Source organism: Mycobacterium sp. NPDC004974 (assembly GCF_053600815.1).
Window position 1 is genome coordinate 146,826 of sequence record NZ_JBSGAQ010000013.1, and the last position, 13,144, is coordinate 159,969.

Annotated in this window: 17 protein-coding genes; 9 read left to right on the forward strand and 8 right to left on the reverse strand. The window is 65.8% G+C overall.

The window, feature by feature from the left end; all coding sequences use genetic code 11:
- Positions 1-21 precede the first annotated feature (21 nt).
- The 4 genes from ybeY to era all read left to right on the forward strand — a co-directional run bounded on the left by ybeY (position 22) and on the right by era (position 3,145).
- Positions 22-558, forward strand: a complete 537-nt coding sequence (gene ybeY / locus ACWEFV_RS25125) for an rRNA maturation RNase YbeY (RefSeq protein ID WP_135456165.1) — start codon at positions 22-24, stop codon at positions 556-558.
- Positions 555-1,856: a hemolysin family protein gene (locus tag ACWEFV_RS25130; protein ID WP_135456164.1), complete on the forward strand. Its 1,302-nt coding sequence runs from the start codon at positions 555-557 to the stop codon at positions 1,854-1,856. The genes ybeY and ACWEFV_RS25130 overlap by 4 nt, the downstream gene beginning before the upstream one ends.
- A complete protein-coding gene (locus tag ACWEFV_RS25135; protein ID WP_450072168.1) occupies positions 1,849-2,166 on the forward strand; it encodes a cytidine deaminase in 318 nt (105 codons plus the stop codon). Before ACWEFV_RS25130 ends, ACWEFV_RS25135 begins: the two co-directional genes overlap by 8 nt.
- 79 nt (positions 2,167-2,245) lie before the next feature.
- Positions 2,246-3,145: a GTPase Era gene (gene era / locus ACWEFV_RS25140; protein WP_450072169.1), complete on the forward strand. Its 900-nt coding sequence runs from the start codon at positions 2,246-2,248 to the stop codon at positions 3,143-3,145.
- A gap of 61 nt (positions 3,146-3,206) precedes the next feature.
- Here the strand turns inward: era and ACWEFV_RS25145 are convergent, their stop codons facing one another.
- The 5 genes from ACWEFV_RS25145 to ACWEFV_RS25165 form a co-directional block, all read right to left on the reverse strand.
- On the reverse strand, positions 3,207-3,353 hold the full coding sequence (locus tag ACWEFV_RS25145) for a hypothetical protein (RefSeq protein WP_450072170.1): 147 nt from the start codon (positions 3,351-3,353) through the stop codon (positions 3,207-3,209).
- Positions 3,354-3,650: 297 nt separating this feature from the next.
- Complete coding sequence (locus tag ACWEFV_RS25150; RefSeq protein ID WP_450072171.1) at positions 3,651-4,310, reverse strand: hypothetical protein; 660 nt, start codon at positions 4,308-4,310, stop codon at positions 3,651-3,653.
- 4 nt (positions 4,311-4,314) lie between these two features.
- Entirely contained in the window at positions 4,315-4,629 is a 315-nt protein-coding gene (locus ACWEFV_RS25155; protein ID WP_450072172.1) for an ESX-1 secretion-associated protein, read from the reverse strand.
- 18 nt (positions 4,630-4,647) lie between these two features.
- A complete protein-coding gene (locus tag ACWEFV_RS25160) occupies positions 4,648-5,835 on the reverse strand; it encodes an EspA/EspE family type VII secretion system effector (RefSeq protein ID WP_450072173.1) in 1,188 nt (395 codons plus the stop codon).
- A 296-nt stretch (positions 5,836-6,131) separates the two neighbouring features.
- Positions 6,132-7,619, reverse strand: a complete 1,488-nt coding sequence (locus ACWEFV_RS25165) for an amidase (protein ID WP_450072174.1) — start codon at positions 7,617-7,619, stop codon at positions 6,132-6,134.
- A gap of 63 nt (positions 7,620-7,682) precedes the next feature.
- Here ACWEFV_RS25165 and recO point away from each other — a divergent pair, with 63 nt between their 5' ends.
- From recO to ACWEFV_RS25185, 4 genes are read left to right on the forward strand one after another with little or no spacing between them, the layout of a single operon-like run.
- Complete coding sequence (gene recO / locus ACWEFV_RS25170; protein WP_135456151.1) at positions 7,683-8,537, forward strand: DNA repair protein RecO; 855 nt, start codon at positions 7,683-7,685, stop codon at positions 8,535-8,537.
- Positions 8,473-9,366 (forward strand): decaprenyl diphosphate synthase, encoded by an 894-nt coding sequence (locus ACWEFV_RS25175; RefSeq protein ID WP_135456149.1) that lies wholly within the window; start codon positions 8,473-8,475, stop codon positions 9,364-9,366. The genes recO and ACWEFV_RS25175 overlap by 65 nt, the downstream gene beginning before the upstream one ends.
- Positions 9,367-9,406: 40 nt before the next feature.
- Positions 9,407-9,850: a hypothetical protein gene (locus ACWEFV_RS25180; protein ID WP_450072175.1), complete on the forward strand. Its 444-nt coding sequence runs from the start codon at positions 9,407-9,409 to the stop codon at positions 9,848-9,850.
- A complete protein-coding gene (locus tag ACWEFV_RS25185; protein ID WP_450072176.1) occupies positions 9,847-10,245 on the forward strand; it encodes an NUDIX hydrolase in 399 nt (132 codons plus the stop codon). The genes ACWEFV_RS25180 and ACWEFV_RS25185 overlap by 4 nt, the downstream gene beginning before the upstream one ends.
- Before the next feature lie 75 nt (positions 10,246-10,320).
- On the opposite strand, the gene ACWEFV_RS25190 is transcribed toward ACWEFV_RS25185, so the two are convergent.
- On the reverse strand, positions 10,321-10,719 hold the full coding sequence (locus ACWEFV_RS25190; protein WP_135456145.1) for a Fur family transcriptional regulator: 399 nt from the start codon (positions 10,717-10,719) through the stop codon (positions 10,321-10,323).
- Entirely contained in the window at positions 10,716-11,084 is a 369-nt protein-coding gene (locus tag ACWEFV_RS25195; RefSeq protein WP_450072177.1) for an ArsR/SmtB family transcription factor, read from the reverse strand. The genes ACWEFV_RS25190 and ACWEFV_RS25195 overlap by 4 nt, the downstream gene beginning before the upstream one ends.
- 97 nt (positions 11,085-11,181) lie before the next feature.
- On the opposite strand from ACWEFV_RS25195, the gene ACWEFV_RS25200 reads away from it, so the two are divergent.
- A complete protein-coding gene (locus ACWEFV_RS25200) occupies positions 11,182-12,567 on the forward strand; it encodes a glycine--tRNA ligase (protein WP_450072178.1) in 1,386 nt (461 codons plus the stop codon).
- Between the two features lie 51 nt (positions 12,568-12,618).
- Here ACWEFV_RS25200 and ACWEFV_RS25205 read toward each other — a convergent pair whose 3' ends face one another.
- Positions 12,619-13,140 (reverse strand): DUF302 domain-containing protein, encoded by a 522-nt coding sequence (locus ACWEFV_RS25205; RefSeq protein WP_450072179.1) that lies wholly within the window; start codon positions 13,138-13,140, stop codon positions 12,619-12,621.
- Positions 13,141-13,144 lie beyond the last annotated feature (4 nt).

Below are 13,144 nucleotides of genomic sequence, written 5' to 3' on the forward strand. Positions count from 1 at the left end.
CCGAGCCTGCGAGGGAACCGCATGAGCGTCGAGGTATCCAACGAGTCGGGGATCGATGTCTCCGAAGAGGAACTGATCAGCGTCGCCCGGTTCGTCATCGCGAAGATGGACGTGAACCCGGCGGCTGAGCTGTCGATGGTGCTGGTCGACAGCGCCGCCATGGCCGATCTGCACATGCGGTGGATGGACCTGCCGGGGCCCACCGACGTGATGAGTTTCCCGATGGACGAGCTGGAGCCCGGGGGACGGCCGGATTCTCCCGAGCCGGGTCCGTCCATGCTCGGCGACATCGTGTTGTGCCCGGAATTCGCCGAACAGCAAGCCACCAAGGCCGGGCACTCGCTCGGTCAGGAGCTGGCCCTGCTGACCGTGCACGGGGTGCTGCATCTGCTCGGCTACGACCACGCCGAACCGGACGAGGAAAAAGAGATGTTCGCGCTGCAGCGTCAGCTCCTCGAGGAATGGGTGGCTGATCAGGTCGAGGCGTACCACGCCGACCGGCAGAGCCAGAAAGATCAGCGCCTGCTGGACAAGTCCCGATACTTCGACGAACCGTGACCGAATTACTTCCGCTGCTCGGCGCCGTGGTGCTGGTCGGGTTCGGTGGCTTGTTCGCGGCCATCGACGCGGCCCTGTCCACTGTCTCGATAGCGCGGATCGAGGAATTGGTCCGCGACGAACGTCCCGGCGCCGCCCGGCTCAGCCGGGTTGTTGCCGAACGGCCCCGCTACATCAACCTTGTTGTGCTGCTGCGGATCACCTGCGAGATCAGTGCCACCGTCCTGCTGGTGTCCTTCCTGGACGGGCTGCTCGGCGTGGGCTGGGGACTGGTGGCCTCGGCCGCGATCATGGTGGTGACGAGCTTCGTGGTCATCGGTGTCGGCCCGCGCACGGTCGGCAGGCAGAACGCCTATTCCATCGCGTTGATGTCGGCTTTGCCGCTGCAGGCGATCTCGGTGTTGCTCACCCCGATCAGCCGGCTGCTGGTGCTGATGGGTAACGCACTGACCCCCGGCCGTGGCTTCCGTAACGGCCCGTTCGCCTCCGAGATCGAATTGCGCGAGGTCGTCGACCTGGCCCAGCAGCGGGGGGTGGTGGCTGACGAGGAACGCCGGATGATCCAGTCGGTGTTCGAACTCGGGGACACCCCGGCCCGTGAGGTCATGGTGCCGCGCACCGAGATGGTGTGGATCGAATCGGACAAGTCGGCCGGCCAAGCCACCTCGTTGGCAGTGCGCAGCGGACACTCCCGCATCCCGGTGATCGGCGAGAACGTCGACGACGTTGTCGGCGTGGTCTATCTGAAAGATCTTGTCCAGCAGACCTATTACTCGACCAACGGCGGCCGCGACACCAACGTGGCGCAGGTGATGCGTCCGGCGGTGTTCGTGCCTGACTCCAAGCCGCTCGACGAACTGCTCAACGAGATGCAGCGCGACCGTAACCACATGGCGCTGCTCGTCGATGAATACGGCGCGATCGCCGGCCTGGTCACGATCGAGGACGTGCTGGAGGAAATCGTCGGTGAGATCGTCGACGAGTACGACGCCGGTGAGGTGGTTCCGGTCGAAGACCTCGGCGATCGCCGGTACCGGGTGTCGGCGCGGCTGCCGATCGAAGACCTCTGCGAGCTCTACGAGATGGAGGCGGACGAAAATCTCGACGTGGACACCGTCGGTGGTCTCGTGGCATTCGAATTGGGCCGCGTACCTCTGCCCGGCGCCGAAGTGACATGGGACGGCCTGAGGTTGCAGGCCGAGGGCGGCTCCGACCATCGTGGGCGGGTGCGGATCGGCACAGTTCTGGTGAGCCCGGCCGAATCTGAGAAACAGGAGACCCGAGGTACCGATGACTGAGCTCGACGCAGAAGACAACAAGCTCGTGGTGTTGGCGCGAGGCGCGATGGGCCGAGCCGAGGCGTCCTCGGGTGCGGCGGTGCGCGATCAGGACGGCCGTACCTATGCCGGAGCGCCGGTGACCCTGGCGGCGCTGCAGCTCACCGCACTGCAGGCGGCGGTGGCCGCCGCGGTGTCCAGCGGTGCCACCGGGCTGGAGGCCGCGGTGCTGGTCGGCGGTGCGGCCGACGACGCCGGTGTCGTCGCGGTCCGGGAACTGTCCGCCGCCGCCACGGTGATCGTCACCGACCGGGCCGGGACACCGCTATGACACCGCCGAGACTGCGTACAGATCGCGTTTCCGGTACAGATCGTGATCTCACCGCAGTGTCGGTGACAAGGGGAGTGCGATGAGTGAATTCCGTTCCGGCTTCGTGTGTTTCGTCGGCCGGCCCAATACCGGCAAGTCGACGCTGACCAATGCGCTGGTGGGCCAGAAGGTCGCCATCACCTCGAACCGGCCGCAGACCACCCGGCACACCATCCGCGGCATCGTGCACCGTGAGGACTTCCAGATCATCCTGGTCGATACCCCCGGGCTGCACCGGCCGCGCACCCTGCTCGGGCAGCGGCTCAATGACCTGGTCAAGGACACCTATTCCGAGGTGGACGTGATCGGTCTGTGCATCCCCGCCGATGAGCGCATCGGCCCCGGTGACCGCTGGGTCTATCAGCAGATCCGCGCGGTGGCGCCCAGGACCACGTTGATCGCCGTCGTCACCAAGATCGACAAGGTGCCGAAGGATCGGGTCGCGGAACAGCTGATGGCCGTCAGTGAGCTCCTGGGGCCCGATGCCGACATCGTGCCCGTCTCGGCCACCGCGGGCGAACAACTCGATGTGCTCACCGATGTCCTGGTCTCCAAACTGCCGCAGGGGCCTGCCTATTACCCCGACGGTGAACTGACGGACGAGCCAGAAGAAGTCCTGATGGCCGAGCTCATCCGCGAGGCCGCTCTCGAGGGCGTGCGCGACGAGTTGCCGCACTCGCTGGCTGTTGTCATCGAGGAGGTCGAGGAAAGGGAGGGTCGTGACGATCTCATCGACGTGCACGCCATCCTCTACGTCGAGCGTGACAGCCAGAAGGGCATCGTGATCGGCAAAGGCGGTGCGAGGCTGCGCGAGGTCGGCACGGCCGCCCGCACGCAGATCGAAAAGCTGCTCGGCACAAAGGTTTATCTCGACCTGCGGGTCAAGATCGCAAAGAACTGGCAGCGTGATCCCAAGCAGCTGGGGCGGCTGGGGTTCTAACTCGAGTAGCAGTCCAGCGGTTGGGTAGATCGGGAGGTCTCGTGCGCGATGCCGTGACCCGCTATTTGCCGATCAACACCAGAACCAGCATCAGAATCGCGAACCCGACAAGAGCGAGGCCGAAGATTATCAGCTGGGTCTTGACACGGTCGCGTGCGGTACGGCCCCGCTCCCCGGAGCCGCTGGCGAGAATCAGCAGCGCGTCCATTATCCGCCAACCCCGCGAGTTGCCGTTGTCCCGCTTGGCCTCTGGCTGCGGGGGGACGGGCGGCGGCGGGTTATACGGGGGCTGTGGCTGGGCGGCGTAAGGTGCAGCGGGCGGGTAGCCGCCGTTGGGTGCGACGTTGGGCGGATAACCGTATCCATACGGTCCAGGCTGCGCTGGCGGGTAGGACCCTGGCGGAGGTTGCTGCTGGGGGTGGTACGGATCCGGATAGCTCATGCGGCATCCCCTTGCCTATTCGATAGCGTGCAAAATCCTACCTGGCCGACGAACTGCTGACGGTCAGCGTTCGCCTCGCAGATACTCCGCCATTGCCTCGACTTGGGCGGCCTCGGCCTGTGCCGGAGTAGGCAGATCGCTGATGTCGTCGATGTACTGCGCTGCGACGTCCTGATCTATCCCCTGATGCATGAGCAGGCTCTGCACCATCGCGCGCTGAATTGCTCGGCCCTGTAAGTTCGCCAGCCTGGCAGTGGCCATGATGTCGTGTGCGAGGTCCGATTCGGTCATCGAGGTTATCGACGGGGACAGCTCGATCCGGTTGATCGCGCCCGAGATCGTGGCCTGCGCGGTGATCGTCCCAGCCGGGTTGGTCACTCCGAAGGTTACGGGCCCCGACGACTCATCGTCCGAGTCGTCGTAATCGGTCAGGGTCGGAGCGGAGCCATCAGCCGTTGGGGCGCTGAGAGTTTCGTCGCCGGGAAACGCGTCAGGCCCGGACCATACGTCGCCGTGCTCCTGGTGAAGGTGCCGGTTGTCGCCGAAATCCAGTGCATCAAGGCCGCTCGGGCGCTGTTCGGCGGTGGTGAATGCGTCAGGCCCCGACCAGTCGTCTTCGTGGTGGTCATGGCTTTGTTGGTCGTCGTCGAAACCCAGCGCATCCAGGTCGCTCGGGAACTGTTCGTCTTCGGGATCGTGATCGTCCCAGGTGTGGTCGGTCATGTGATCAGCAGTGAATCGTCCGGCCGAGTTTGCCGGATTCTTGCGTGTCGGTCTGGTCGTACTGCGAGGCCGCGGTGGTCAGGTTTTCTGCCAGTTCGTTGGACTTTTTCATCATCGCCTCGGAGGCGGATTTGCGGGCTTCGTTCGCTTCGCACAGTGCTTGTTGCGACGACCAGCAGATTGGGCCGTGCGTTGCCAGCACTTTCCATTCCACAAACGACGTGGTATCGCCCGCCGAGGAAAATCCGGCTGCAGCCGCATCATGTGTGGTCGACATATCTCGGAGATCCGAAGTGAGAACGTTCAATTCGTCGGACATGAATTGATCCTTTCGTGGTTACACTTCGGTCGTGTGGCGTTGCGGTGCAGTCTGATTCGCAGTGCCGGCGCCGAACGAAGCATTGATCGGCGCGCGACCGGCCTGCGATTCGCCACCCGCCGCCGCGCCGGACTGTTCAGAGGCGGCACCTGCCTCGCCATTCTGCGCGCTCGGGTCTTGCTGATCGGGCTGTTCCACTGCCTGCATCATGGTCTCGACGATTTGGCCGGCCGCGCCCACGAGACTGCCGAGCCCCCCGCCGCCGCCACCACCGGAACCGCCGCCCATTTGAGGAAGCGACGGCAGGCTGCCCATTCCGCCGCCAGAGCTAGCGGCATTCGTGGCACCGCTGGGCGTGCCAATGGTGCTGGGCATCTGCGGCATCGATGATCCGCCGCCGCCGGACCCGCCGCTGCTGCCGGCGCCCGACCCGCCGCTGCTGCCGGCGCCCGACCCGCCGCCGGACGGGTTACCTGAGCTCCCAGTGCTTGTGGGTTCGCTCTGGCCATCAGCGTTGCCTGGTCCGGACGTATTTCCTGGATTTGTGGGTCCCGCAGGGTCGCCGGAGCCGGACGGTGAGGCAGGGGAACCCGCCCCGGACGTGCTCACCGCGCCCGCTTCGCGGTACTTGGCTGTGGCTTCCTGTATTTGGGCGGCATTGTCGCTGGCATAGTTGCGCAGATTGTTTGCCGTGAGACCCGCGGCTGTGAGAGCTGTAGCCACCGCAGCGACCTGGAGTGCTATCGACTCCGGAGCTCCTAACACGGAGGCTTCCAACGCCAGCGCGACTGGAATCATCGCGGCCAAACCTTTTGACGCCCAGTCGACTTCCCTGCGGGCACGGTCCACCTGTTGTGCCTGGGTAGACAAGATCCGAACGATGTCGTTGTCGGCTCCCAGCATGGTCGTCGCACGCTGGATCTGGTGCGAATTCTGGGACATATAGGCGTCAGAAGCCGAACCGGACCATGTCTCGGTGGGGTAGACACCTTCGAGGCTTTTTCCGTGGGTCTGGAACAACTTGGCGCCATCGCTGAAGTCGTCGCCACCGTCCGGGCTTCCCTCGCCCATAGTGAGGCTGATTAGCGTGAGGGTGTACATGCCGCATTTGATCACCGGTGTGGCGGTCGCTGCGGGCGAGAGTGCCTGCGCCCATTTGCCAGCGTCGCCGATCAATCCGACGGCGCCCTGCGGGTCGCCTTCCATAAGCTTCTTGAGGTCACCGTAGGTGCTCCAGGCGGCAGATGCTATACCGAACTTGCTGGGGCCTTTGCTGGGCGCCCTGCTTCCCTCATCCCCCTCTGACCCTGTCATTCAGACGCCCGCGTATCGCTCATGGATTCTTCAGTGCGCACGCTTGTTGACCCTCCCGACAGCTTGAACAATCTCGTTGCGGCCCCCGTGCCGTGGATTTGAGCCTAACAACGAGCATGAGGCGTCAATTGCGGCAATTTTCACAGTGATTCGACAGCTTTTTGCCAGGTCGAACCCCGGTTCTCGGCCTACCCGTCGAGCGCGTTGATCGCCTCCGCGGCCTGGGATGCGTCCGTCCGGGACGGGGCATTCCACCAGACCTCGGGCTGCTTGGCGGCCCAGCCGGTGATCGCCTCGAGTTCGGCCGCCAGAGAGATCAGCAGCGGCTCACTGTCGGCCGGCCCCATCAGCTGAATGCCGATCGGCAGCCCGTCGGAGGTGAAGCCCGCGGGCACGTTGATCGACGGCCAGCCCAGCAGGTTCCACGGCCAGGTCACCGGGCAGGCGGCGATCGAGCTGCGTTCGGTGGCAGACCACCCTCGGCGGTCGAATTCGTGTGTGAGCGGCGGCGGTTGGGCCGTCGTCGGCGCGATGATGACGTCGACGAGATTGAAAATCCAGGACATGCGGCGCTGGGCTGCTGCCTCGTGTGCGCGGGCCTTGCGCAGCACGTGCTGTGACAACAGCCTGCCGATTCGCATGTTGGTCAGCGTGCGCTCGTCGAAGGGCACGTCGCCCAGCCGGTCGGCCCAGTCCAGTAGGCCCGCGGTCGAGCGGGCCAGAAAGTCCCACGACATCCGCAGGCTGTAGTTGGGGTCTTTGGCGACCACGGTGTGGCCCAACTGCCCGAGTTGATCGGCGATGTTCTGCAGCGCGTCGCGGATCTCGGGGTGCAGCGTGGCCGGGAAACCGGAGAACGGGAACTTGGTCGACATGGCCACCCGCAACGGTCCGGGGGCGCGGCTGACATGCTCGGCGGCCTGAATCGGCGCCGGCTTGTGCAGATCGCCCTCGGCGTTGCCGGATGCCGCGTCGAGCACGAGGGCCGCATCGGTGACGGTGCGGGCCAGCACCCCGTTGACGGTGATGCCGTTGAACGCCTCGGGCAGCGGCCAGGTGGAGATGCGTCCGCGCTGCGGTTTGATCCCGACCAGGTGTGTCCACGCCGCGGGAATGCGGACGCTGCCCGCGCCGTCGGATCCGATGGCCGCGGCCACCAGGCCCGCAGCCACGGCCGCGGCGCTGCCGCCCGAGGATCCGCCCGGGCTGTGCTTGCGTGACCACGGGTTGCGGGTGTGCCCGAAGCCCGGACCGCCGGTGAACGGCCACTGCCCGAGCTCGCAGCTGTTGGTCTTCCCGACGATCACCGCGCCGGCCGCCTTCAGGCGGCGCACCACCTCGGCATCGGCTGGGGCGACACGAACGTCGCCGTCGATTCCGAACCGGGTGGGCACCCCGGCGATGTCGACGTCATCCTTGACCGCGATCGGGATTCCCAGGAGTGGGAGTAGTTTGCCGGCTGCGCGAGCCGCGTCGGCTTTCGCGGCGTCGGCCAGTGCTTGCTCGGTGAGCACCACGCGGAAGGCGTTGAGAGTGGACTGGCTTGCGGTGATGGCATGCAGAGACTGACGTACCAGGTCGTCAGAAGTGACTGCGCCGCTGGCGAGTTGGTAGAGCTGGTTGGTCAGGGTGGGGAACGGAGGCGATGTCGAGTTGGAAGTCGCGGATTTGGCCATCACTTTCGAGGATATCGGCGGTGCGTAACGGAACCTGTCCGGCCATGGTGCGACACTGTCACGATGCGGCTGTACCGGGACCGGGCGGTGGTGCTGCGCCAGCACAAGCTCGGCGAGGCCGACCGGATTGTCACCCTGCTCACCCGCGACCATGGTTTGGTGCGCGCGGTGGCCAAGGGGGTTCGGCGTACCCGCAGCAAGTTCGGCGCGCGGCTGGAACCGTTTGCCCACATCGACGTGCAGCTGCATCCGGGACGCAACCTCGACATCGTCACCCAGGTTCAGGCCATCGACGCGTTCGCCGCCGACATCGTCAGTGACTACGGCCGCTACACAAGTGCGTGCGCAATGTTGGAGACCGCCGAGCGGCTGGCCGGGGAGGAACGGGCACCGATGCCCGACCTGCACCGGCTCACGGTGGCTGCGCTGCGGGCCATCGCCGACGGTCGCCGGGCCCGCGAACTGGTGCTGGATTCCTATCTGTTGCGGGCGATGACGATCGCCGGCTGGGCGCCGGCGCTGACCGAGTGCGCCCGCTGCGCCGCGCCGGGCCCGCACCGGGCATTTCACGTCGCGGCCGGCGGCAGCGTGTGCGTGCACTGCCGGCCCAGTGGATCCAGCACTCCGCCGCAGCCCGTGCTGGAGCTGATGTCGGCGCTGCACGAGGGCGACTGGGAGTATGCCGAGGCCTCCTCATCGGGCCATCGCAGTCAGGCCAGCGGATTGATCGCGGCGCATCTGCAATGGCACCTCGAGCGTCAGCTGCGGACATTGCCTCTGGTCGAGCGGGTGTACCGGATCGATCGGACAGTCGCTGAACAGCGCGCGACGCTGGTCAGGCAGGATATGACCCATGGTTTTGAAGCGGGACAAGCAGCAGGGCAAGACCACCTACCCACAGCTGCCCCCGGCGCCTGAGGACTATCCGGTCTTCCCGGACACGTCGTCCTGGCCCGTCGTCTTCCCGGAGATCCCGGCCGGCACCAACGGCCGCTTTGCGCGCCCGCCCCAACACACGTCGAAGGCGGTCGCGCCCCGGATCCCGGCCGATCAGGTACCCAACCACGTCGCCGTGGTGATGGACGGCAACGGCCGGTGGGCCACCCAGCGCGGCCTGGGCCGCACCGAGGGCCACAAGATGGGCGAGGCGGTGCTGATCGACATCACCTGCGGTGCCATCGAACTGGGCATCAAGCACTTGAGCGTCTACGCGTTCTCCACCGAGAACTGGAAGCGCAGCGCCGAGGAGGTCCGGTTCCTGATGGGCTTCAACCGGGAGGTGGTGCGCCGCCGCCGGGAGAACCTGAACGCCATGGGCGTGAACATGCGCTGGGTCGGATCGCGGCCCAAGATGTGGCGCAGCGTCATCAAGGAGTTCGACATCGCCGAACAGATGACGGTCGGCAACGACGTCATCACGGTCAACTACTGCGTCAACTACGGCGGGCGCACCGAGATCGTCGAGGCCGCGCAGGCACTGGCCGAAGAAGCTGCCGAGGGCAAGATCAATCCGGGCCGGATCAGTGAGGCTGCCTTCGCCAAACACCTGCACCGCCCGGACATCCCCGACGTCGATCTGTTCATCCGGACCTCGGGGGAGCAGCGGGCCAGCAACTTCCTGCTGTGGCAGTCGGCGTATGCCGAGTTCGTGTTCCAGGACAAGCTGTGGCCCGACTACGACCGGCGCGACCTGTGGGCGGCGTGCGAGGAGTACGTGAACCGTAACCGTCGATTCGGTAGGGCCTGACATGGCGGGGTCCGGCGGGCAGGAGCGTAGCGACCGGGGAATGTCACTGCTGCAACGGTTGTCCTCGGCGCTCGGCGAGGTGATGACCGTCGTCGAGGAAGACGACGACGCGCTGACCGTGACGGTCGATGGTTCGGTCGCCTCGGTGCGGGTGGTGGCCATCGCCGAGGACCTGGAAATGGTCTCGCTGACCCAGCCGTTGGCCTGGGATCTGCCGCTGAACAACAAGATTCGCGAACGGGTGTCCGAGCATGCCAGCAAGACCATGCTGGGCACGGTGGTGTTGGTGGAGAAGTTGGTCGAGACGCCCACCAACGGTGCGACGCCCAAGGGCGCTACGCGTAAGCGGCCGGCCAAGAAGGTCGCCGACGTGATGCTGCGCTACAACTTCCCGGCGGCCGGTCTCACCGACGACGCGCTGCGCACGCTGATCCTCATGGTTCTGGCCACCGGCGCCGACGTGCGTCGGGACCTGATGTCGTGACGGTCATTCGCATCGTCGCGGCAGTGGTGCTCGGTGAGGACAACCGGTTACTCGTGGTCCGCAAGCGGGGCACGACGGCGTTCATGCAGCCGGGCGGCAAGATCGAGCCGGGGGAGCAGCCGATCGAGGCGCTGTCCCGGGAGGTTCGTGAGGAGCTCGGGGTCGGTTTTGATGTTTCGGCGGCCGAAGAACTCGGCCACTTCACCGCACCCGCCGCCAATGAACCCGGCCACACCGTCGATGCGTGGCTCTACCTGATCAGCCTCGACGGTGAACCGCGGCCGCAGGCCGAGATCGCCGAGATGACGTGGATCGACCTGCGCACGCCCGGTGACATCGAGCTTGCCCCGTTGACCCGCGACCCCGTGCTGACCCTGGCACGCGATCGGGCTTAGCGTCCCCACGTGTGAAGCGCTATGGCGGAAAACCGGCACTGGGACCGCCACCACGCTTCATACGCGGAAATCAAGTCAGTTGACCCCGTCGCCGCAGCCGCGGCACATGCCGAAGATCTCGATGGTGTGGCTGACGTCGGAAAAACCGTGCTCGCGGGCCACATCGGCGGCCCATGCCTCGACGTGGCCGCCCGAGATCTCGACGGTCGCGCCGCAGGCCCGGCACACCAGATGGTGGTGATGGTCCTCCGAGCAGCGCCGGTAGACCGATTCACCGGTGTCGGTGCGCAACGTATCGACGCTGCCGGTGGCGGCCATGGCCTGCAGGGTGCGGTACACCGTGGTCAGCCCGATGCCCTGACCTCGCCGGCGCAGCTCGTCGTGCAGCTCCTGCGCTGAGCGGAACCCTTCGGTTTCGTTGAGCAGGTCGGCGATCGCTGCACGCTGCCGGGTGGACCGGACTGCGCCCGTCACCGCGGTTCCTCACTGGCGTGCGCGACAGCATCGGCGACGATGTGGGCCAGATGATGGTCGACGAGGTGGTAGAGCACCTCACGCCCCGCGCGCTCGCTGGCCACCACCCCGGCCTGCTTGAGTATCCGCAGGTGCTGGCTCACCAGCGGTTGCGGCACGGCGAGTGCGTCGACCAGTTCGTGCACGCACCGTTGGGACTGTTGCAGCTGCAGGACGATGGCGATCCGCAGCGGGGCGGCGAGCGCCCGCAGCAGTTCGCCTGCGGTGTCGAGGACCTCCCGCGACGGCAATTCCGACGCCGGCGTTGCGCTGTGCTCGTGCGCGTCGTCGTGTTGATTCGCATTGATATTGGAAATCGTTTCCATTACGGGTCACAATACATGCGCGATATTGCATGTCAACCGGCCCGGTGACCACGGCGGATTATCGCTGGCGGCGGGCTGGTCGCTACGCTGATGCACCGTGGCATCCATCATCGATACCGTTGCGAACCTGGCGAAACGCCGTGGCCTGGTCTACCAGTCCGGTGAGATCTACGGCGGCACCAAGTCCGCATGGGATTACGGGCCGCTCGGTGTCGAGCTCAAGGAGAACATCAAGCGGCAGTGGTGGAAGTCCATGGTCACCGGCCGCGACGACGTCGTCGGCCTGGACAGTGCGATCATCCTGCCCCGCCAGGTGTGGGTGGCCTCCGGTCACGTCGACGTCTTCAATGATCCGCTGGTGGAGTGCCTGAACTGCCACAAGCGGCATCGACAGGACCACATGCAGGAGGCTTACGCCCTGAAGAAGGGTCTGGATGACCCGGATTCGGTGTCGATGGACGAGATCGTCTGCCCCGACTGCGGCACCAAGGGTCAGTGGACCGAGCCGCGTGATTTCAACATGATGCTCAAGACCTACCTCGGCCCGATCGAGTCGGAGGAAGGCATGCACTACCTGCGCCCGGAGACCGCGCAGGGCATCTTCGTCAACTTCGCCAACGTGGTGACCACTTCGCGTAAGAAGCCGCCGTTCGGCATCGGCCAGATCGGCAAGAGCTTCCGCAACGAGATCACGCCGGGCAACTTCATCTTCCGCACCCGCGAGTTCGAGCAGATGGAGATGGAGTTCTTCGTCGAGCCCTCCACCGCGGGCGAGTGGCACAAGTACTGGATCGAGACCCGGCTGCAGTGGTACGTCGACCTCGGCATCGACCGGGACAACCTGCGTCTGTACGACCATCCCAAGGAGAAGCTGTCGCACTACTCCGATGGCACGGTCGATATCGAGTACAAGTTCGGTTTCGCCGGCAACCCGTGGGGTGAGCTGGAAGGCATCGCCAACCGGACCAACTTCGACTTGTCCACGCACGCAGAGCATTCCGGTGTCGATCTGTCCTTCTACGATCAGGGTGCCGACACCCGCTACGTGCCGTACGTGATCGAGCCCGCAGCCGGCCTGACCCGGTCGCTCATGGCGTTTCTGGTCGACTCCTACACCGAGGACGAGGCGCCCAATGCCAAGGGCGGTGTGGACAAGCGCACCGTGCTCAAGCTCGACCCGCGCCTGGCCCCGGTCAAGGCTGCGGTGTTGCCGCTGTCGCGCAATGCCGACCTGTCACCCAAGGCCCGCGACCTGGCCGCCGAGCTGCGCAAGAACTGGAACGTCGAGTTCGACGACGCCGGTGCCATCGGCCGGCGCTACCGCCGTCAGGACGAGATCGGCACGCCGTATTGCGTGACAGTCGATTTCGACACGCTGGAGGACAACGCGGTCACCATCCGCGAGCGCGACGCCATGACTCAGGAGCGCATCGCCCTGGACAAGGTGTCGGACTACCTGGCAGTGCGACTCAAGGGCGCGTAGTTTTCCCGCGCGCCGTTCAGGGGCGGACGTCGACCGCGGCGGCGATGGTCGTCACGGTTGGGGTTCTCCCAGCAGTGGTGCGGGTACATCACCGTCGAGCAGGCCGATCAGCGTCGCCAGTAGGGCATCGAGTTCGGCGCCGACCGCGGTGATCGCCGGGTTGCCGTAGCTGGTGAACAGCAGGCTGGGTTGGTCGACGGCGAGCACGGTGCCGTCCGGGCCGGCGTAGAGCAGCGTGCGCAACGGCGCGTGCAACATGACACCGGGATCGTGGCGGAACATGCGTTCGGCGATCGTGTGATTGCCCATCAGATACTGGGTGGCCCGCCCGTTGGATCCCGACCCGGCCATGCTCGGGGCGATGTCGAAGCCGAAATAGCGCAGAAACCCATGTGGGGCCTGGACTTTGGCGATGGCGAGTACCTCGTCCCAGTTCGAAGCGGCCGCGAATGCTGCGCCATCGTAGGCGGGCACCAGGGTTTCGTAACGCTCACGGGCCTGCTCATAGCTGTCGGGTAGCGCCACCAGCAGCCGGCGGTTGGAGTGGTCGACGGTGCCGCTGTGCCGCGTCATCGTG